This window comes from Nonomuraea sp. B12E4 (assembly GCF_039871825.1).
Taxonomy (GTDB): domain Bacteria; phylum Actinomycetota; class Actinomycetes; order Streptosporangiales; family Streptosporangiaceae; genus Nonomuraea.
In genome coordinates, this window is sequence record NZ_JBDPME010000010.1 from 198,820 (window position 1) to 218,163 (window position 19,344).

At 70.2% G+C, this 19,344-nt stretch carries 18 protein-coding genes; 10 read left to right on the plus strand and 8 right to left on the minus strand.

Annotated features, from left to right (window positions below):
* Positions 1-61: 61 nt before the first annotated feature.
* Both ABGB18_RS23800 and nucS read right to left on the minus strand, forming a co-directional pair.
* Complete coding sequence (locus tag ABGB18_RS23800; protein WP_347697778.1) at positions 62-1,528, minus strand: aldehyde dehydrogenase family protein; 1,467 nt, start codon at positions 1,526-1,528, stop codon at positions 62-64.
* A gap of 151 nt (positions 1,529-1,679) precedes the next feature.
* The gene (nucS, locus tag ABGB18_RS23805) at positions 1,680-2,342 is read right to left on the minus strand and encodes an endonuclease NucS (RefSeq protein ID WP_347697779.1); all 663 of its coding nucleotides are present in this window, start codon (positions 2,340-2,342) and stop codon (positions 1,680-1,682) included.
* A gap of 83 nt (positions 2,343-2,425) precedes the next feature.
* Here nucS and ABGB18_RS23810 point away from each other — a divergent pair, with 83 nt between their 5' ends.
* From ABGB18_RS23810 to ABGB18_RS23830, 5 genes are all read left to right on the plus strand, one after another.
* Complete coding sequence (locus ABGB18_RS23810; RefSeq protein WP_347697780.1) at positions 2,426-2,716, plus strand: ATP/GTP-binding protein; 291 nt, start codon at positions 2,426-2,428, stop codon at positions 2,714-2,716.
* A gap of 80 nt (positions 2,717-2,796) precedes the next feature.
* Positions 2,797-3,501, plus strand: a complete 705-nt coding sequence (locus tag ABGB18_RS23815; RefSeq protein ID WP_347697909.1) for an alpha/beta hydrolase — start codon at positions 2,797-2,799, stop codon at positions 3,499-3,501.
* 317 nt (positions 3,502-3,818) lie between these two features.
* Positions 3,819-6,983: a LamG-like jellyroll fold domain-containing protein gene (locus tag ABGB18_RS23820; protein ID WP_347697781.1), complete on the plus strand. Its 3,165-nt coding sequence runs from the start codon at positions 3,819-3,821 to the stop codon at positions 6,981-6,983.
* Between the two features lie 104 nt (positions 6,984-7,087).
* The gene (locus ABGB18_RS23825; RefSeq protein WP_347697782.1) at positions 7,088-7,846 is read left to right on the plus strand and encodes an SDR family NAD(P)-dependent oxidoreductase; all 759 of its coding nucleotides are present in this window, start codon (positions 7,088-7,090) and stop codon (positions 7,844-7,846) included.
* 127 nt (positions 7,847-7,973) lie between these two features.
* Positions 7,974-8,783: an alpha/beta fold hydrolase gene (locus tag ABGB18_RS23830; protein WP_347697783.1), complete on the plus strand. Its 810-nt coding sequence runs from the start codon at positions 7,974-7,976 to the stop codon at positions 8,781-8,783.
* A 15-nt stretch (positions 8,784-8,798) separates the two neighbouring features.
* Here ABGB18_RS23830 and ABGB18_RS23835 read toward each other — a convergent pair whose 3' ends face one another.
* The 3 genes from ABGB18_RS23835 to mce all read right to left on the minus strand — a co-directional run bounded on the left by ABGB18_RS23835 (position 8,799) and on the right by mce (position 12,038).
* Positions 8,799-10,019 (minus strand): AI-2E family transporter, encoded by a 1,221-nt coding sequence (locus ABGB18_RS23835; protein ID WP_347697784.1) that lies wholly within the window; start codon positions 10,017-10,019, stop codon positions 8,799-8,801.
* Between the two features lie 107 nt (positions 10,020-10,126).
* Positions 10,127-11,422: a DivIVA domain-containing protein gene (locus tag ABGB18_RS23840; RefSeq protein WP_347697785.1), complete on the minus strand. Its 1,296-nt coding sequence runs from the start codon at positions 11,420-11,422 to the stop codon at positions 10,127-10,129.
* 166 nt (positions 11,423-11,588) lie between these two features.
* Positions 11,589-12,038, minus strand: a complete 450-nt coding sequence (gene mce / locus ABGB18_RS23845) for a methylmalonyl-CoA epimerase (protein ID WP_347697786.1) — start codon at positions 12,036-12,038, stop codon at positions 11,589-11,591.
* 84 nt (positions 12,039-12,122) lie between these two features.
* Between mce and ABGB18_RS23850 the strand changes: the two genes are divergently transcribed.
* The gene (locus ABGB18_RS23850; RefSeq protein WP_347697787.1) at positions 12,123-13,310 is read left to right on the plus strand and encodes an acetyl-CoA C-acetyltransferase; all 1,188 of its coding nucleotides are present in this window, start codon (positions 12,123-12,125) and stop codon (positions 13,308-13,310) included.
* 344 nt (positions 13,311-13,654) lie between these two features.
* Positions 13,655-14,062 carry a zinc-binding dehydrogenase gene (locus ABGB18_RS23855; protein WP_347697788.1) on the plus strand — a complete coding sequence of 136 codons (408 nt, stop codon included), beginning with the start codon at positions 13,655-13,657 and terminating at the stop codon, positions 14,060-14,062.
* A 181-nt stretch (positions 14,063-14,243) separates the two neighbouring features.
* Here ABGB18_RS23855 and ABGB18_RS23860 read toward each other — a convergent pair whose 3' ends face one another.
* From ABGB18_RS23860 to ABGB18_RS23870, 3 genes are all read right to left on the minus strand, one after another.
* Positions 14,244-14,396, minus strand: a complete 153-nt coding sequence (locus tag ABGB18_RS23860; RefSeq protein WP_347697789.1) for a hypothetical protein — start codon at positions 14,394-14,396, stop codon at positions 14,244-14,246.
* Between the two features lie 161 nt (positions 14,397-14,557).
* The gene (locus tag ABGB18_RS23865; protein ID WP_347697790.1) at positions 14,558-15,229 is read right to left on the minus strand and encodes a DUF4230 domain-containing protein; all 672 of its coding nucleotides are present in this window, start codon (positions 15,227-15,229) and stop codon (positions 14,558-14,560) included.
* A gap of 28 nt (positions 15,230-15,257) precedes the next feature.
* Positions 15,258-16,994 carry a hypothetical protein gene (locus ABGB18_RS23870; protein ID WP_347697791.1) on the minus strand — a complete coding sequence of 579 codons (1,737 nt, stop codon included), beginning with the start codon at positions 16,992-16,994 and terminating at the stop codon, positions 15,258-15,260.
* A 229-nt stretch (positions 16,995-17,223) separates the two neighbouring features.
* Between ABGB18_RS23870 and ABGB18_RS23875 the strand changes: the two genes are divergently transcribed.
* Genes ABGB18_RS23875 through ABGB18_RS23885 form a run of 3 tightly spaced genes read left to right on the plus strand, consistent with a single transcriptional unit; the run spans position 17,224 to position 19,342 of the window.
* Entirely contained in the window at positions 17,224-17,775 is a 552-nt protein-coding gene (locus tag ABGB18_RS23875) for a MarR family transcriptional regulator (RefSeq protein ID WP_347697792.1), read from the plus strand.
* Positions 17,759-18,703 (plus strand): tetratricopeptide repeat protein, encoded by a 945-nt coding sequence (locus ABGB18_RS23880; protein WP_347697793.1) that lies wholly within the window; start codon positions 17,759-17,761, stop codon positions 18,701-18,703. Before ABGB18_RS23875 ends, ABGB18_RS23880 begins: the two co-directional genes overlap by 17 nt.
* A 9-nt stretch (positions 18,704-18,712) precedes the next feature.
* On the plus strand, positions 18,713-19,342 hold the full coding sequence (locus tag ABGB18_RS23885) for a cytidylate kinase-like family protein (protein WP_347697794.1): 630 nt from the start codon (positions 18,713-18,715) through the stop codon (positions 19,340-19,342).
* The last annotated feature ends 2 nt before the right edge of the window (positions 19,343-19,344 follow it).

Here is a 19,344-nt window from a genome sequence, read left to right on the forward strand (position 1 = left end):
TCGTGGCCCCCAAAGCACACAATTATGGACGGATGATCCCTTTAGGGAAAGAGTGGAAAGATTATCTCTTGCGTCGCCCGTGCAAGAACGTGACGAGTTTGATCAGCCGCTCAAGTTCCCCGGGGCCCCGGGAGAACGAAGTCAAGTTCATCCCGGGCAGCGCGAAGCGCTGGCGGGAGATGGCCTTGGCCCTGGCGAACTCGCGCAACCCGTCGGCGCCGTGGATGCGGCCGAACCCGGAATCGCCGACACCGCCGAACGGCAGGGCCGGGATTCCGGCGAACGAGATCACGGAATTGATGGCCGTCATTCCGGTGCGCATCATGCGGGCCAGCTCCGTCGCCCGGCGTGTGTCGCGGGAGAAAACGGTGCCGCCCAGCCCGTACGCCGAGGCGTTGGCCAGCTCCAACGCCTCCTGGGCGTCGCGGGTGCGGCGCACGGTGATGGTGGGGCCGAAGGTCTCCTCGCGAACCGCGGGGGAGTCTTCGTGGACGTCCTCGATGATTACCGGGTCCACGTACGGGGGGTGCACAGAGTCGGTGCCGCCGGTCACGATTTTTCCGGACTTGGTGGCGTCGTCGATGTGACGCTTGATGATGTCCAGCTGGCCCGGCATCGTGATCGGCCCGTAGTCCTGACCGGCTTTCACTTTTGTCACCCGGGTGGACAGCTCGCGCATGAAACTTTCATAGACGGCCTCGACGACGTAAACGCGTTCGACGCCCGCGCAGGTCTGCCCGGCGTTGGACATCGCGCCCCACAGGCAGGCGTCGGCGGCCTTCGCCAGATCGGCGTCGGCGTCCACGATGAACGCGTCCTTGCCGCCACACTCGGCCACGATCGGGGTCAGATTCGCCGCGCAGGCCGCCATGACGCGCTTGGCCGTGGCGGTCGAGCCGGTGAACGCGACCTTGCCGACCCGCGGATCGGCCGCCAGCGCCGCGCCGGTCCCGCCGAGACCCGTCACCGTCTGGAACACCGGCTGCTCCGGGACCGACTCGCGGAACAACTCGGCCAGCCGCACGCCGATGCCGGGGGTGAGCTCGCTGGGCTTGAAGACGACGGCGTTGCCGGCGGCGAGGGCGTAGGAGATGGAGCCCATGGGGGTGAAGACCGGGTAGTTCCAGGGACCGATCACGGCCACCACGCCGAGGGGGAGGTATTCGAGGGTGGCGGTGAGGTTGAGGCCGATCATGCCGGTGTTCACGCGGCGGCGGCCCAGGACCTTGTGCGCGTTGCGGGCGGCCCAGTCGAGGTGGGTGATCGCCAGGACGATTTCCAGGGTGGCGTCGCCGGTGGGCTTGCCGGTCTCCTGGCGGACCAGGTCGGCCAGGTCGCGCAGGTGACGGGCGAGGACCGCCTTGTAGTCGAGCAGGCGCCTCCTCCGCTCAGCCGGCGCCAGCCCGGCCCACCATCGGCCCGCTTCCTCGGCCTGGCCTACGGCGTCGCGAACGGCATCTGCCGCGTGGTCGGGATGTCTACCGACAACCGCGCCACTCACCGGATCCAAAGACTCAAACCCCGCCATGCCCCCACGATAGGGTTGTTCATGTCTTCTGGCACCTAACCCTTTTTCATTTGTTACGGATGAAGAGGGGGTTGGGGTTAGGGGGCGTTTTCTGGAGGGCGCTCAGCCAGCGGCGGCGAGTGGTTGTCCTGGCAGCGCGTAACGGATGAAGCTAGAAGAGGGTGGGGTTTTCCGGCTCGATGCCGCGGAGGGTGTCGTAGTCGAGCACGACGCATGAGATGCCGCGGTCGGTGGCGAGCACCCGGGCCTGGGGTTTGATCTCCTGGGCCGCGAACACCCCCCGCACCGGCGCCAGCAGCGGGTCGCGGTTGAGGAGCTCCAGGTAGCGCGTGAGCTGCTCCACCCCGTCGATCTCACCGCGCCGCTTGATCTCCACCGCCACCGTCGCCCCCACCGCGTCGCGGCACAGGATGTCCACGGGACCGATGGCCGTCATGTATTCGCGGCGGATCAGCGAGTAGCCGTCGCCCAGCGTCGTGATGTGCTCGGCGAGCAGCTCCTGCAGGTGGGCCTCCACGCCGTCCTTGATCAGCCCGGGGTCCACGCCCAGCTCGTGGCTGGAGTCGTGCAGGATCTCCGCCATGGTCAGGACCAGCTTCTCGCCGGTCTTGCCGTGCGTGACGGTCCAGGTCTCGCCGTCCTCCTTGAGCTTGCACGGCGGGTTCATCCAGTTGAGCGGCTTGAACGCGCGGTCGTCGGCGTGAATGCTCACGCTGCCGTCCGCCTTGATCAGGACAAGCCGCGGCGCCAACGGCAGGTGCGCCGTGAGCCGCCCGATGTAATCCACGCTGCAGCGCGCGATGACCAGCCGCATGACGACCCACCTTAGCGGCTCTGGAAAACTGGACGCATGGCGTTCGAACAGGCGGCGTTCACACGGGCGATGCGTGAGTCTCGATGAGTCCCCGCCGCGCCCGCCGCAGGGAGTCCTCCCGTCCCTTCGGTTTCCCCACCGGCCTGGACACCGTGGAGGAATGGCCCGACGGCGAGTGGAAAGTGCGCATACTCACCGGCGCCTCCTCCACCAAGGACTACCGATGTCCCGGCTGCGACCAGGAGATCCGCGGCGGCCGGCCGCACCTCGTCGCCTGGCCCAACTGGCCGGGCGGCGACGAGGAACGCCGCCACTGGCACCAGTCCTGCTGGCGTAAGAGACTCGACCGCGGCCCCGGCAGGAGCCGCTATTGATAAGAGATCTGCCCGCCCTACCGTTATGCCCGGTAGGGCCCCTCTGCGGCAGTTCGGCATCAGCACTGAAGGGATCCATGGTGGAGATTCGCGCGGCGACCGTGCTGCCCGCCCGGCGTGAGCCGATCGAGCTGCACACGGGCGACGGCCTGACCCTGGTCGGCGAGCTGGCCCTGCCCCTCGACCGGCCTCCCGTTGCGACGCTGGTGACCCTCCATCCGCTGCCGACCCACGGCGGCTTCATGGACAGCCACGTCTACAAGAAGGCCGCCAACCGCCTGCCCGCCCTCGCCGACCTGGCGGTGCTGCGGTTCAACACGCGTGGCACGTCCTCGGAGCGCGGCACCTCGGGGGGCACGTTCGACGGGGGAGAGGGCGAGCGGTTCGACGTCGCCGCGGCGCTGGAATACGCCGAGTTCCACGATCTGCCGCATGTGTGGGTGGTCGGGTGGTCGTTCGGCACCGAGCTGACGCTCAAGTGGGCCCACGATCCGCTGGTCGAGGGCGCGATCCTGCTCTCGCCGCCGCTGCACAGGGCCACCGACGCGGATCTGGACGCCTGGGCCGGGTTCGGGCGGCCGCTGACGGCGCTGGTGCCCGAGTTCGACGACTACCTGCGGCCGGAGGAGGCCCGCAAGCGGTTCGCGCGGGTGCCGCAGGCCGAGGTCATCGGGGTGGAGGGGGCCAAGCACCTGTGGGTGGGGGAGCCGTACGTGCGGATCGCGCTCAACGAGATCGTCAAGCGGGTCAACCCGGCGGCCTGGCCGCTGCCGACCGAGGTCTGATCACCGGCCGGCGCGCGCCCGGTTCTGGCGGATATTTCCTGAAACGGCGCTGCTATGAAGATTTTCTTGAGCAGAATGATTAAAAGTCTGGACCGTGTGCGCGGGTCAGGGCGAGAATCCGATCGTCAATCGAAGATCGTGGAGACGCCGGGCCGTCTTCGTCCCGGGCGTAACCCCTGCTCTGATGGGGCGAGGTACGTATGCCGTTATCGCGTGGTCTGATCGCAGCAGTGTTAGCGGGGACGGCATTAGCAGTGCCCCATCAGGCCTTCGCCGAGCCGGCGCCACAGTCCGTGGGCACAGTTGAGCCACCGGCCGTGGCGCAGGCGCCAGAGGAGACGGAGCGGGCCGCGCTCGCGCTGGCCCGTCAGGGTGGCAAGCCGGTCGAGGTCGAGTCGATGCGCAGCGAGACCCGCCAGGTCTTCGCCCAGCCCGACGGCACGCTCACCATGGAACTGAACGCTCGCCCGGTACGCGTGCGCAAGGCCGACGGCTGGGTCCCCGTGGACACCACGCTCCGCGTGCGCCCCGACGGCGCGGTCGAGCCGGTCGCCGCGGCGGTCGATCTGACGTTCTCCGGCGGCGGCACTGCCCCGCTGGCGAGCCTGTCGCGCGGCGCCAAGAACATGAGGCTCGGCTGGCAGGGCCGCCTGCCCAAGCCGGTGCTGAAGGGCGACACCGCCACCTACCCCGAGGTCATGCCCGGCGTGGACCTCCAGGTCACCGCCGACGTGGACGGCTTCTCGCACCTCCTGGTCGTCAAGTCCCGCGAGGCCGCGGCGAAGATGACCGAGCTGGCGTTCCCGCTGTCGGCCTCCGGCCTGTCGCTCAAGGCGGACGGCGCCGGAAACGTGGAGGCCGTGGACGCCGGCGGCGGCACGATCTTCGTCGCCCCCACCCCCAAGATGTGGGACTCCGAGGGGATCAGCAGCCCGCAGGCGCTCAAGGAAGGCCGTTCCCCGGAGGCCCGGCAGGCCGAGATGGGGGTGACGCTGGCGGGCAGCCAGTTGCGGCTCCGGCCGGACATGAAGATGATGACGGACCCGCAGACGCGCTTCCCCGTCTATCTGGACCCGTACTTCTCGGCGGCCCGCGGATCCTGGACGGCCGTCTGGAGCAACTGGCCCAACTCCAACTACCTCAACTCCAGCGACGTCGCCAGGGTGGGCCACGTCGAGTCGCAGAAGAACCGGTCGTTCTTCCAGATGAACACCGGCTCCGCCATCCACGGCAAGCAGATCATCAAGGCCACGCTGCGGACGTATGAGACGTGGTCGTACTCGTGCAGCGCCCGCAAGGTGGAGGCCTGGGGCACCGGCGCGATCAGCAAGTCCACCACCTGGGCCGCGCAGCCGTCGTGGACGAGGCTGCTCGCCACGGTGAACGTGGCCAAGGGCTGGGGCCCGAACTGCCTGCCCGGCGGCGTGGAGTTCGACGTCACCTCGTGGGCCGTCGACGCCGCCGCCAAGAAGTGGCCCACCATGACCATCGGGCTGCGGGCCACCAGCGAAACCGATGAGTACGCCTGGAAGAAGTTCAGGAACAACCCGAGCGTGGTGATCGAGTACAACTCGCTGCCCACCGTCCCCGTGGCGGCCGACGTGTGGTCCGACCCGGGCGGCCCCTGCGTCACCGGTGACGACCGTCCGATCATCAGCACAGCCGCGCCCAAGCTGTGGGCCAAGCTGAACGATGCCGACAACTCGGTCAAGGGCCGCTTCGAGTGGTACAACGGCGACGGCGGCAAGATCGGCGAGTACGTGACCCCGATGGGGTCCACGGGCACCGCCTTCTCCGCGACCATCCCGCAGAGCCTGTATGCCGACGGCGCGCTGCTCCGCTGGCGGGTACGCGCCGAGGACGGCATGGCCAACAGCGAGTGGGGCCCGTGGTGCGAGGCCACCGTGGACGCCTCGGCCCCCGGCCGGGAACCCGAGGTCTCCTCGCCCCAGTACCCGGAGAACACCTGGAGGGACGGCCTCGGCCTGGCCGGTACGTTCACCTTCGCCCCCAACGGCGTCACCGACGTGGCCCGTTACGTCTACGGGCTCGACACCACGCCCAAGGTGGAGGTCCCGGCCGGTCCTGACGGCGGCGCCACGATCCAGCTCACCCCGCGCCACGACGGTCCCAACATCCTGGCGGTGCGCAGCAAGGACCGGTCCGGCCAGCTCGGCCCGATCCGTACCTACGTCTTCAACGTCAACGCGGGCAGCGTCCCGAGCGGCCGCTGGTCCATGGACGAGGGCACGGGCCAGGTGGCCGGCGACGCCGCCGGCGCGCACCCGGCCACGCTGTACGGGGCCACCTGGACGACCGGCAGGACCGGCGCGGGCGTGCGCCTGTCGAACGCGTACGCGCAGACCTCGGGCCCCGTCGTGGACACCTCGAAGAACTTCACCGTCACCGCCTGGGCCCGGCTGACCGGCACGGCCGGCAACGCCACCGTCGTCACCCAGGAGGGCACCAGGACCGGAGCCTTCGCGCTGCAGTATTCCAAGGCGGACGACCGCTGGGCGCTGACCCGCCCGGGCAGCGACGCGGACGGCGCCTCCGCCGTGCGGGCCCTGTCCCAGGCCGCTCCCAGGCTCAACGAGTGGACCCACCTGGCTGGCGTCTATGACGCGGCCGAGGGCCGGCTCTCGCTGTATGTCAACGGCAGGCTGGAGTCCACGGTGGCCTACACCCAGCCCTGGAACGCCACCGGTCCCGTCACCATCGGCCGCGGCAAGGTCAACGGCTCCGCGGCGGACTACTGGGCCGGCGACGTGGACGAGGTCCGCCTCTACGGCCGGGCCATGTTCGCCGACGAGGTCGCCGACCTGGTGAACAGCGCCGCCACGCTGGTCGGGCACTGGAAGATGGACGAGGAACTGGGCTCGACCGCCGCCGACTCCTCGGGCTGGGCGACCCCCGCGACGCTCACCGGCGCCGCCTCGTGGACGTTCGGCTGGCTGGACGGCGCGCTCGCGTTCGACGGTGTCACCGGTCACGCCGCGACCACCGCGCCCGTGGCGAACACGAAGAACGGGTTCACCGTCGCCGCCTGGACCCAGCTCGACTACCTGCCCACCCGCGACGCCGCGCTCGTGGCCCAGCCGGGCAACCGGGCCGCCGGGTTCCAGCTCGGCTACGACAAGGAGCAGGAGCGCTGGACCCTCGGCATGGCCGCCGCCGACACCGACACCGCGGCCCTCGTCCGTACTCGCTCCGACGCCTTCCCGGCCCCGCTGGAGTGGACGCACGTGGCGGCCGTGTACGACTCGCTGGCCGGCGAGCTGCGCATCTACGTCAACGGCCGCCTGTCCACCTACACCGTCACCGACCACGTCAGTGCCTGGAACGCCACCGGCCCGCTGCAACTGGGCCGGACCAAGGCCGCCGGCGCCTTCACCGGCTACTGGCCGGGCAGCGTCGACGATGTCCGGGTCTATGACGGCGTGCTGAACGCCGAGCAGATCGCTCAGCTGGCCGCCCAGTAACCCGACCGCCCAGCAAGCCTCCCGGCGCGGGGCCCTCGTGGTCCCGCGCCGGTGGAGTTCCCGGGCGTAGAATCTTGTTCGGTAGCGGCACCGGAGGAGGCAGCGTGGGCGCGTTCGATCTCACTGGCAAGCAGGCTCTGGTCACCGGGGCGTCGAAGGGGATCGGGCGGGCGATCGCGGTCGCGTACGCCGAGGCCGGGGCCGACGTGGCGCTCGTGTCCAGGTCGGCCGAGCTGCTCGCCGAGGTGGGCAAGGAGGTCGAGGCCCGGGGGCGGCGCGCGGTCGTCGTGCCCGCCGACCTCACCGACCGCGAGGCCGCCGCCGGAGCGGTGGCGGCGGCGATCGACGGGCTCGGCCACCTCGACATCGTGGTCAACAACGCCGGCGGCTCGAACTTCCTCGTCGAGTTCAAGGACCTGCGGCTGGCCGGGTGGGACAAGCTCATGCGGCTCAACCTGGACTCCGCCATGGCCGTCTGTCACACGGTCGCCCCCCACCTGCTGGAGCGGGGCGACGGCGTGGTCATCAACGTGGCCTCGGTCGCGGCGCTCGGCGCGCCCCTGCTGGCCCCGTACGCCGCGGCCAAGGCCGGGCTGGTCGCGCTGACCAAGACGCTGGCCGTGGAGTGGGCCCAGGCGGGCGTGCGGGTCAACGCCCTGTGCCCCGGCTGGACGGCCACCGACCTCAACCGCAACCTCTGGGAGGACGCGACCACGGGTGCCGCCACGGTCGCCAGCGTGCCCATGCGGCGCTGGGGGACGGTGGCGGAGATTGCCCAGCCGGCCGTGTTCCTGGCCAGTCCGGCGGCGGCGTACATGACGGGCCAGGTGCTGTTCGTGGACGGCGGAGCCACCGCCATCTGATCGGAGGGGCCCGCGCCGCGCCAGATTTTCCGGATATTTCGGCCAATGGCCACTTTTAGGGACGCCTCGGAGAAACTGGTCGGATTCATTGGGGCATATCGGCATACGTCGAGGAGTGATTGTCGCCGTGAACCGGGCTACCGTGTGGTCCGTGCAGCTCTACACGAGATCCGCCGGGACCGGGCTCCCGGTTGTACTGCTTCACGCGTTCCCGCTGTCGTCGGCCATGTGGCTGGCCCAGCGGGAAGGGCTGGCCAAGGTCTGCCGGGTCATCACGCCTGACCTGCGCGGGTTCGGCGGTTCGCGGCTGGGCGACGACGAGCCGTCACTCGACCTGATGGCCGACGACGTCGCCAGGCTGCTGGACGGGGAGGGCATCGACAGGGCGGTGGTCGGTGGGTTGTCGATGGGCGGCTACGTCACCATGGCGTTCTGCCGCCGGCACCCCGACCGGGTGCTCGGCGTGATCCTGGCCGACACCAAGGCCAGCCCCGACCCGCCCCCGGCGCGGGACAACAGGGAGCGCATCGCCCAGGCCGTGCTGGAAGGGGGCAGTGAGGTGCTGGTCAGCGAGGTGCTGCCGGCGCTCATCGGGCCGACGACCAGGGAGCGGCGGGCCATGGTGTTCGGACGGGTCAAGGGGCTGGTGCAGTCGGCGCCGCCGGGTGCCGTGGCCTGGGCGCAACGGGCGATGGCCGCGCGGCCCGGCTCGTTCGACACGCTGAGCGCCCTGAAGGTGCCGCTGCTGATCGTGGTGGGGGAGGAGGACGAGCTGTCGCCGCCCGCCGACGCCGAGGCGATGGTGAGGGCCGTGCCCGAGGGCAGACTGGAGATCATCCCGAAGGCCGGTCACCTCAGCGCGGTCGAGCAGCCGGAGGCGTTCAACGCCGCGGTGACCGAATTCCTCAGGACGGAGCTCTCCGGGGGCCACCGGTGAGGGGCCGGGCGCCCGCTAGGTGCGCTCCTGACGGGGGACCACGACCTCGCGGATGATCAGTGCGATCGCCGCGGCGACCGGGATCGCCAGCAGCGCTCCGACGATGCCCAGCAGGGCGCCGCCGAACAACGCCGCGATCACCGTCACGGCCGGGGTCACGTTCACCGAGCGCTTCATCACCCTCGGGTAGATGAAGTAGTTCTCGACCTGCTGGTAGACCACGAAGAAGACCGCGCACGCGATCCCGGCGGGCAGCGACTGCAGCAGCGCGACGCCGCTCACGAGCACCGCGCCGATCGTGGCGCCCACCAGTGGGATGAGGTCTGTCAGGGCCACGACCAGGGCGAGCGCGAGCGCGTACCGGACGCCCATCACCGACAGGAAGATCCAGGTCAGCACGCCCGCGATGATCGAGATCAGGACGTTGCCCGCGACGTAGCCGCCGATGCCGGTGAGGATCTGCTCGCTGATCGCGCCCGTCCGCGCCCGGCGGGAGGCGGGCACCAGCTTGAGCAGATATTCCTTGATCGTGTGCAGCGAGCCGAGGAAGTACAGCATGAGCACCAGCAGCGTCACCGTGGTGAACACGCCGTTGAGCACCACCAGGCCCGCGCCCATGATCCCGCTGGCCAGCGCCGGCCCGAGCGTCGTGGTCACGAACGAGCGCAACTGCGTCAGGATCTGGTAGTCGGCATCGATCTGGCGCAGCGTCGGATGGTTGCTCAGGTCGGTGATGTAGCCGGGGACGGCCGCGATGAACTCGGTGAGCTGCTGGCTGACCGGTGGCACCACGGCCAGGCCGAACAGCACGAACGCCACGATGACGCCGGCGAACACGATCGAGATCGCCCCCCGCCTGGCCAGTCCGCGGCGCTGTAGTGCCTCGACTGCCGGGTTGAGCCCGACGGCCAGGAACATCGCCACGACGACCAGGATGATGGTGCTCAGAGAGTTGACGACCATCTGCGCGATGGCGATGGCCGTCAGCACTCCCAGCCCGCCGACCAGGCCGAACAGGAAGGGGCCGCGGGCGAGCGGCTTCCCGGGCAGCCCGTACGGCTGCCCGGCCCCGTCGAGAGCGGAGTCGCCGCGCGGGGCCCGCTCCTTGCCCAGGCCGGTCTCGGTGGGGCCCGTCTCGGCAGGGTCGGTTTTGGTGGGGCCGGTTTTGGCGGGGCCGGTTTTGGTGGGGCCGGTCTCGGCAGGGTCGGTTTTGGTGGGATCGGCTTCTGCGGTCAAGAGGACTCCCCGTGGTCACCGGCGGACAAAGAAGAGAGAGCCTAGCGACCATCGGATCGCCAGGCTCTCTCCAGCCGTCACTCAGCCCCCCGTCTACTGGCCGGCGGCTACTCCTGCCACCACTCGGCGTCGTCCTCGGACTTGGACTCGGCCTTGGCGGCCGGCGTGGTGGCCGGAGCCTCGACCACCGGCGCGGGCGCGGGCGCGGCGAGCGCCGGCTTCGGCGGGGCCGCCGTGACCGCGGGCTCGGGGTCCATGCCGGGCAGGGGGGCGCCACCGAGGAGCTGACGGAGCTGCGCGAGGTGGCTGGTGATGCTGTCGCGCTGGCGGGTGAGCTCGTCGACCTGGCGCTGCATCGCCGTACGGGTGCGCTCGGCTTCGTTCTTCGCCTCGGTCACTATCGTCTCGGCGCTCGTCTTGGCCTCGGCCACTATCGACTCGGAGCTCTTGCGGGCGTTGGCGACGAGCTGCTTGGCGTGCAGGTCGGCCTCGCGGCGGGTCTGGTCGGCCTGCTGGGTCGCCTTCGTGGCCCTCGACTCGGCCGTGGCGGCGCGCTGCTCGGCCTCGGCGACCAGCTTCTGTGTGGCGGCCTGGGCGCTGGCGTGGCGCTCGGCCTCCTGGCGCTCGGCGTCCTCGCGGCGAGAGGCGAGCTGGATCTCGAACTCCGCCTCGTCCTGCGCCCGCTTGGCCTCCGACTCCTCCAGCACCCGCTGCGCCTGCGCGCGCATCTCGTCGGCCTGCCGCTTGGCGGTGGTCAGCACCTCGTCGCGCTCGCGCTTGGTGGAGGCGCGTAGCTGGGCGACCTCGCGCTCGGTGGTGGTGCGGAGCTTGGCGATCTCCCGCTCGGCGTCGGCGCGCTTCTCGGCGACCTCGTGGTCGGCCGTGGCGCGCAGCTTGGCGGCCTCGCGCTCGGTGGTGTTGGTCAGCTCGTCGGCCTCGCGGCGGGCGGTCGAGCGGATCTCGTCGGCCTCCCGCTCGGCGGTGGAGCGCATGTCGTCGCTCTCGCGCGTGGCCTGGGCGCGCTTCTCGGCTGCCTCGGCCTCGGCGGCGGCACGCATGTCGGCGGCCTCGACCTTGGCCTGGGCCTTGATCTCGTTGGCCTCGGACCTGGCGGCCTGCACGAGCTCGGTGGCCTGCTCCTCGGCCAGGCGTAGCAGTTGCTCGATTCGGGCACCGAGCCCGGAGTAGGTGGGCCGCTCCTGCTCCTGTAGTTGACGCTGGGAGTCGGACAGATCGCGCTGCAGGCCGGCGACCTGCTCGCGGGCCTGGCGAAGCTCCCCGTCGAGCTGCTTCAGGTGATCGTGGACCTGATGCCGGTCGTAACCACGGAGCACTACGTCGAACTCGCGTGCTGGGGCGTCCTCGAAGAAGTTGTTGAGCTGGGCGTCGATGTCGGACTGCATGGAGGCTCGATCCTGGGTTGTCGAGACGGCTACACGGGCCGGACGGGGGGTTCGGGGCATCCGTACCAGGGACCTGGCCTCGCGGCAGGCCCCATGTCCGGTGGAAGGTCAAGCGTACTCCGCTGGTGCCACCGGCGAAGCCCCGTCCAGCTTTCTGCGTGACTAGTTACGTATGAACGTTTTCTCCGTTTTTCGAAGGCGGGGCTGCCTGGACCAACTCGGTCAGCATTCCGCTGACATCCTTGGGATGCAGGAAAGCGATCTCCGAGCCCATCGACCCGTGCCTGGGACGCTCGTCCAGCAGCCTCACGCCCTTTGATTCGATCTTAGCCATGGCTTCCGAGATGTTGGACACCCCGAATGCCACGTGGTGGAGGCCTTCGCCCCGCTTGGCGAGGAATTTTCCCACAGGTGAGTCCGCCGAGAGAGGCTCTAGGAGCTGAATGTAGGAGCCCCCACCTTCGCCGTCACCGATGTGCAGCATAGCCTCCTTGACCCCCTGTTCTTCGTTGACCTCGCGGGCCACGACCGTCAACTCGAACGTCTCGGAGAAGAAGGCGATCTTCTCCTCGAGGTCGTGGCAGGCGATGGCGACGTGGTCAATACGCATGAACATGTGTGGCCTACCTCCATGGCGATCGTCACCCTACTCGTGGGTATGGTGTCAAAGAATCCGACGCGAGCACAGGAGGCCGTTGTCATGTCCAGTTCCGTCATCGTCGCCGGAGCTCGCACCCCGATCGGCAAGCTGCTCGGCGCCCTGTCCGGGCTCCAGGCCGTGGAGCTCGGCGGCATCGCGATCAAGGCCGCCCTGGAGCGGGCGGGGGTGGCGCCGGAGGCCGTCGAGTACGTCATCATGGGCCAGGTCCTGCAGGCCGGAGCGGGCCAGATCCCCTCCCGCCAGGCGGCCGTCAAGGCCGGCATCCCGATGACCGTCCCCTCGATCACCATCAACAAGGTGTGCCTGTCTGGCCTGGACGCCATCGCCCTGGCCGACCAGCTCGTCAGGGCCGGTGAGTTCGACATCGTGGTGGCCGGGGGCATGGAGTCCATGACCAACGCCCCCCACCTGCTGCCCGGACTGCGCAAGGGCGTGAAGTACGGCGACTCGCCGGTGGTGGACTCGATGGCCCACGACGGCCTGTTCTGCGCGTTCGACCAGTGCGCGATGGGCGAGTCGACCGAGCGCCACAACACCAGGCTGGGCATCGGGCGCGACGAGCAGGACGCGCTGTCGGCCCGCTCCCACCAGCTCGCCGCCGCCGCCATCAAGAACGGCGTCCTGGAGGAGGAGATCGCCCCGGTGGAGATCCCGCAGCGCAAGGGCGAGCCGGTGGTGGTCAAGGACGACGAGGGCGTACGCGGGGACACGACGCCGGAGACGCTGGCCAAGCTGCGCCCGGCCTTCGCGGCGGACGGGACGATCACGGCGGGCTCGGCCTCCCAGATCTCCGACGGCGCCTGCGCCGTGGTGGTCATGTCGAAGTCCAAGGCCGAGGAGCTGGGCCTGGAGTGGCTGGCGGAGATCGGCCGGCACGGCAACGTGGCGGGCCCGGACGCCTCGCTGCAGTCGCAGCCCGCCAACGCCATCAGGCAGGCGATGGCCAAGCAGGGCGTGACCGCGCAGGACCTGGACCTGGTGGAGATCAACGAGGCCTTCGCCAGCGTGGTCCTGCAGTCGGCCAAGGAGCTGGGCATCCCGCTGGACAAGGTCAACGTCAACGGCGGCGGCATCGCCCTCGGCCACCCGATCGGGGCCTCGGGGGCGCGGATCGTGCTGACGCTGGCGTACGAGCTCAAGCGGCGCGGCGGCGGCCTGGGCGCGGCCGGCCTGTGCGGCGGCGGAGGCCAGGGCGACGCCCTCCTCATCCGGGTCCCGAAGTCCTAGCAAGCCGGGCGAACCGCCGGGCTCACCGTCCTGGCTGGGCTCACCGTCCTGGCTGGGCTCATCGTCCTGGCGGGGCGAACCGCCGGGTCACCGTGCTCCGGGAGGGGCCGGTGACCGCTCGCCGGTGCCTTGCGGTGCTGGGTGGTGCCCATATGTGATCACGTGCCATGGGACATCCCCGATGCGTGAACAGAGAGTTGCGATCTCGTTACTCTCCGTGTACATAATGGGCTACCCCCCAGACCGAAAGGAGATCTTCCGCCGCACAAGGGCGTCTCAACCGCATAAATCCTGTTACCTCACACCGGAAGCAGACCACGACTCCAGCGCCACCAGTCCACGTCGTGGTCGGAAGGGCACTTCCGGGCGTTCCCGTAGACGTCCGTGACGGGCGTCAGCTCGAACGGAGGATCAGCCGAGGTCTCTCGACCCGGGTCACCGCACCCACCCCGGCGCTGCCCCACAACGCCGCTCGCAGGGCCTGGGTCGAGACGCCGGCAGCGACGGCGGCGACGAGGGGCGGCTCGACCCGGAGGTCACGCTGGGCGCCTGCCGCCGGGGCCCGCCGGGCGCTGTTCGCCCCGGCCAAGGCCGCCGACCTGCGGGTGCCGGCCGAGTTGCTGGAGGCGGGCACGATCACGGCGATGGTGGACCGGGAGTGCTCGCTGAGAGAGCTCCCCGACGCCATCCACCACCTGGAGCAGGGCCACGCGCTCGGCAAGCTCGTCATCGCTGTGCGCTCCGGCGAGTGATCCTGAAACACGTGTTGCCGGGACCTGAGCGGCACGAAGCCCCGGTCCGACCAGGAATGGACCGGGGCTTCGTGATTTCGCGCCTCGGAACCGGCCAGGAATCCGGTCCCGCGCGTGCCCCCCTAAGGGGGCAGTTCAGCCCGGCCGCGAGGGAGGTTGCGGCCGGGCTGCGTGTGGGTGGTCACGAGGCCAGGAACTTGGGCAGGATCGAGCGGTGGCGGCGATCCGAGCGCCGGGCCCGCATCGCCTCGCGCACCTGGCGTTGCTCGGCGGCGGTCCGCCGCAGCTCGGAGGCGCGGTGCTGCATCACCGTGTAATCAAGTTCGGCGTTCATCCGAATGTCCCCCTGTTGGCGAGTCTTGTTCTCCGCACTCTCAAGACTCGGCCTAAGGCCCTCTCCGCCACATCGGGCGTATGCCTTATCTGTTGGCATATGGGTTGCTAGGAAGGTCCTTAGTGGGATGTGCGGGGCGCCTAAGGTAGGCGCGAGCGGGGCTAGGGTTCGTCGGTGTATTTGACCGTGACCTTCGTGAAGCCCAGCGACTTCAGCATGCCCGACACCATCGCCTTGGTGTTGGCGTCGGCCCGGGCGCGCAGGTCGCTCGCGACGGCCGCCTCGGTGATCTTCTTCTCGGCCAGCAGATAGAGCTCGCGCTGGTCACCCGGCGAACCCGTCAGGAAGTCCTGCACCCGGTCGAACAGGCCGCGCTGCTGGGCGAACACGTAGGAGCGGCTGTTGTCCAGATTGGGCTTCTCGAGCTGGGCCCGGGGCAGGCGCACCGTCGCCTGGGTGCGGTCCTGGGAGACCGTCACCGCGCCCGTCGCCATGGCGGAGAAGTCCACGTACGCGTCCACCCCGCCGGCTCCGACGAACAGCGTGCGCGTGCCCTTGATCGCGTCGGGCAGGAAGTTGGCGTCCTTCTCCAGGTCCACGACCACCTGGAAGTTCCCCGTCGCGGCCTCGAACCTGCTCAGGTCCTTGATCGACTGCAGCAACACCGGCTGGCTGCGATCGATCACCTGCTCGCCGAGCGGGTTGAGCCACGACCAGGCCAGGCGGCCGCCCACCACGAGCAGGACCGCCAGGACCAGGAAACCCGCCACATATCGCCACCTGCGGCGCCGCCCGGGACTCACCTCGGGCGGCGTCGTACGGGAAGTCGTCATGCGAGCATGACTACCCGCTCGTCGATCATCAGTGCCAACGGTTTGGTGACATCTGCGGTCCCCGGCCGTCCCACTCCGCCACCAGCGGCCCGTCCGCCGCCACCACGCTCCCCGGCATGCGCGCCGGGTTCGAGCCGCTCGCCCAGGACACCGCGGCCAGGGCCCCGGACACGGCGGCGGACATCGCCGGGGACAGCGCCTTAGAGAGAGGAGGGGACGTCGCGGCGGCGGGCGCCATCGTGGGTCTCGCCGGGGCCATCGCCCGGGTCCAGCCCGCGGTCGGCATGACCGGAGTCCAGTCCGCGGTCGGCATGACCGGAGTCCAGTCCGCGGAGGGTGTGCCGGACGTCCATCCCGTGACGGACCCCGGCGAGGTCCCGGCCCCGCGCGGCGGGCCGGAGCCGGGCGCCGAGCCGGTCCCTGGGGTGACGGGCGCCGAGTCGCGCGTGGGCGTGTGGGCGGGATCCGGGTAGACCGGGTAGACCTGGCTGGACTCCGGCGTCGGCCGTACGGACGGAGCGACCTGCACCCGCGCGGGACCCCCGCCGAAGTGGGTGCTCGACAGGCCGCAGCGCTGGAAGTCGCTGTAGAACATGCGCAGCCACTCCCGCCGCTGGTGCTCGCTCAACCCCGAGAACCACGAGGCGGCGTACTGGTGCTCCGGCATCGGCCCGCCGGGCAGCGGCTCGCTGCGCAGCCAGGCCATCACGATCTGCCGGTAGCCGTCCGGGACCGTGCCGGGGCACCGGGCGGCGAGCGAGTCGACGTATTCGTACGCCGCCTCCTCCGCGAACCCGGCGGACAGGTCCGGGACGTGCACCGGCGCCAGCCCGTTCGACGGCTTCAGCTCGTCTTCGAGCGGCCGCTGCTCCACCCGCGTGAACGCGGCCGGCGTGCCCGCCAGCCGGGAGGCGATCTGCGTGAACGCCGCCCCCAGCTCGGTCAGCCCGGCCCGCATCCCCGGATGCACGCACACCGTGATCGGCCACTCCTGACAGCTGTAGGCGATGTCCTCGGCCGCGGCCGGCTTCGGTTGGGCCAGCACCCGCGACACGCCCATCGCGGCGGTCAGCACGGCCAGCACCGCGCACACCAGCACCAGCGCCTGCCTGGTCACCAGTGCCGCCCAGCCGAGCAGCAGCGTCGCCGTGATGCCCAGCAGCCAGATCGTCTGGTCGAAGAACGGCGCTCCGCTCAACCCCTGGAACAGGTCATATGGCTCCCCGGTGCCGGGCGCCAGCTTGTCGGCCCATCCGCGGTCGTCGGCCAGCCACGAGAACACCACGTAGCAGGCCAGCCCCGCGACGGGCGGGGTGAACGCGTGCGGCGCCACCCAGCCGGCCACCCACCCGATCACCGAGTAGAGCGCCAGCCCCGCCATGCCCATGCCCAGCCCGGACAGGCTCAGCCGACCGGCCTGGTCGGTGAGCACCGTCTTGACGGCCAGCACCAGCACCGTCGCCCCGAACGAGCCCAGCACCACCACCACGATCGCCAGCGGCGCCTTGAGCGCCCGCCACGTGGTGAGCGAGCGGCCGCGCAGGGCCCGGCGCTTGCGCAGCGCCACCCAGGCGGCGAACGCGGCCGCGACCGGTCCGGTCAACCGCAGTGAGCCGATGACCGCGGCCACGATGTTCTCCCAGGCGTCCACGCCGGGTATCAGGACGTTCCACGCCGCGACCAGGCCGAGAGCCAGGAGCACGGCAACGGTGACCGCCGCGCTCTGCTTCAGCTCCTCTCGTGAAACGCCCGCGTGCTCACGCACCCTTTTTCCCGTTGACGTACATCAAGCACCCCCCGTGCCCCTAGGCGACGCGTAATCGATCAGTCCAGGCCGGTCCCCACGGCCCTCGGACTTGGCTTCGCCGTCACCATTCGTATGAGAACCATAACTGAGCGTGATGATTGATGTCCGGACTCTTGGTCAAGCGAAGAGGCCTGTCGCGAGGAGTACTCAGACGAACCGGGGCGAGGGGCGCGCTACGGTAGCGCTTGTGACGCCGTCGAAGCCGCTCAACCTGCCGTTCGACCCGATCGACCGCGCCGCGGACTCCTGGCGCGCCCACTTCGGTCCCTCCGCCGCCATGGCGGCCGTTACCTCGATCATGAGAGCCCACCAGGTCCTGTTGTCGCAGCTCGACGCGCTCCTGAGGCCGTACGACCTGACTTTCGCCCGCTACGAGGCGCTGGTGCTGCTGACCTTCAGCAGGACGGGCGCGCTGCCGCTGTCCAAGATCGGCGAACGTCTCATGGTTCACCCCACCAGCGTCACGAACACGGTGGACAGGCTGGAGAGGTCCGGATTCGTATCCCGGCTGCCGAATCCGCGCGACGGCCGCGGCGTGCTCGCCGAAATCACCGACTCGGGAAGGGACGTCGTACGGCGGGCCACGGACGACCTGATGGCCGCCGAGTTCGGCATGACGATGTACGCCGAGGACGAACTCCACGAGATGTTCGACCTGCTGCGTACGCTGCGGGTGGCGGCGGGTGACTTCGCGCCTCCGTCCATGCGGCAAGATGAAGGGCATGGCGGACTTCTCTAGGCCCGGGTCACTCTACGGAGCGGTGGACCTGGGCGCGCGCAAGCAGGCAATCGACGCTCAGGCCCGGCGGGAGGCCGCGGGTCCCCAGGCGGCCACGTCGGCCTCGGTCGTCGACGTGACCGAGGAGACGTTCACGACCGATGTCATCGACCGTTCGATGACCATGCCCGTCGTCCTCGACCTCTGGTCGCCCCGGGCGCCGGGCAGCGCCCAGCTCAGCCCGGTGCTGGAGAAGGTGGTCGGAGACCTGGGCGGCAGGGCCGTGCTGGCCAAGGTCAACGTGGACACGAGCCCGCAGATCGCCCAGGCCCTGCGGGTGCAGGCCGTGCCGACCGTGCTGGCCATCTTCCAGGGTCAGGCCGTGACCGGCTTCCAGCAGGTGCTCCCCGAGCAGGAGGTGCGCCGCTGGCTCGACGAGCTGATGGGCGCGGTCGAGCAGTTCTACCAGGCCAATCCCGACGCCCGGCCGGCCCCGGCCGACGGCGAGCAGCAGCAGCAGGCGCCCGACGGCCCGCCCGCCGACCCCGACATGGTGGCGGCCGAGCAGGCCATCGAGAGCGGCGACCTCGACGCGGCGCAGGAGGCCTACCAGCGGCTGCTGGCCCGCTCGCCGGGCAACGAGGACGCCAAGATGGGGCTCGCCGGCGTCGGCCTGATCAAGCGCACGGCCGAGGCCGACCCCGCCGACGTCCAGCGGCGCCTGCAGGACCCGGCCGACATCGACGCGCAGTTGCTCGCGGCCGACCTGGAGATGCTGTCGGGCTCGGTCGACGAGGCGTTCGGCCGCGTCATCGCCGTGGTCAAGCGCACCTCGGGCGACGAGCGTGACAAGGCCAGGCGGCACCTGCTCGGCTTGTTCGACGCATTGCCGACAGAAGACCCATCTTTGGCGAAAGCACGTAGGGCTTTGGCGAGCGCGCTGTTCTAGCCTGGGGTTATGCGGGTCGTCACCATATCGGCGACATACGGCACGGCCGGCAGTCAGATCGGCCCGGCCGTGGCCGAGCGTCTTGGGGTGCCTTTTGTCGACCGCGCCATCCCCAGCGCCGTCGCCCAGGAGTTGGGCTGCACGATGGAGGAGGCGCTGGCTCACGATGACCGGGCGGAGCACGGTCTCGGCAGGCTGCTGTCGGGGGCGATGCGGCTGCCCACGGTCACGTTCGGCGGCGTGGACATGTATGTCCCCGGCGCGATGCCGCTTCCGCCCGAGGAGTTCGTGCGCCGTACCGAACGCATGCTCAAGGAGATGGCCCGCACCCAGGGCGGCGTCTTCCTGGGCCGCGCGGGGGCGGTGGTGCTGGCCGACCATCCCGGCGCCGTGCACGTCCGGCTCGACGCCCCGATCACGCGCAGGATCCGGCAGACGGCCACGCTGGGAGACCTGAGCGAGCGCGAGGCCAGAAAGATCATCGAGGACAACGACCGCGCCAGGACGGCCTACGTGCGGCACTTCTACCGGGCCGATCCCACCGACCCCTGCCAGTATCACCTGGTGCTCGACAGCACCACCATCCCGGTCCCGACCTGCGTGGACCTCATCGTCACCGCCGCCGAGGCACTGGATTGACC

Excerpts from the sequence above, each read along its gene's own strand:
- ABGB18_RS23800 (WP_347697778.1), bottom strand. The coding sequence starts at position 1,528 with ATGGCGGGGTTTGAGTCTTTGGATCCGGTGAGTGGCGCGGTTGTCGGT.
- nucS (WP_347697779.1), bottom strand. The coding sequence starts at position 2,342 with ATGCGGCTGGTCATCGCGCGCTGCAGCGTGGATTACATCGGGCGGCTC.
- ABGB18_RS23810 (WP_347697780.1), top strand. The coding sequence starts at position 2,426 with ATGAGTCCCCGCCGCGCCCGCCGCAGGGAGTCCTCCCGTCCCTTCGGT.
- ABGB18_RS23840 (WP_347697785.1), bottom strand. The coding sequence starts at position 11,422 with ATGCAGTCCGACATCGACGCCCAGCTCAACAACTTCTTCGAGGACGCC.
- mce (WP_347697786.1), bottom strand. The coding sequence starts at position 12,038 with ATGTTCATGCGTATTGACCACGTCGCCATCGCCTGCCACGACCTCGAG.
- ABGB18_RS23850 (WP_347697787.1), top strand. The coding sequence starts at position 12,123 with ATGTCCAGTTCCGTCATCGTCGCCGGAGCTCGCACCCCGATCGGCAAG.
- ABGB18_RS23860 (WP_347697789.1), bottom strand. The coding sequence starts at position 14,396 with ATGAACGCCGAACTTGATTACACGGTGATGCAGCACCGCGCCTCCGAG.
- ABGB18_RS23865 (WP_347697790.1), bottom strand. The coding sequence starts at position 15,229 with ATGACGACTTCCCGTACGACGCCGCCCGAGGTGAGTCCCGGGCGGCGC.
- ABGB18_RS23880 (WP_347697793.1), top strand. The coding sequence starts at position 17,759 with ATGGCGGACTTCTCTAGGCCCGGGTCACTCTACGGAGCGGTGGACCTG.
- ABGB18_RS23885 (WP_347697794.1), top strand. The coding sequence starts at position 18,713 with ATGCGGGTCGTCACCATATCGGCGACATACGGCACGGCCGGCAGTCAG.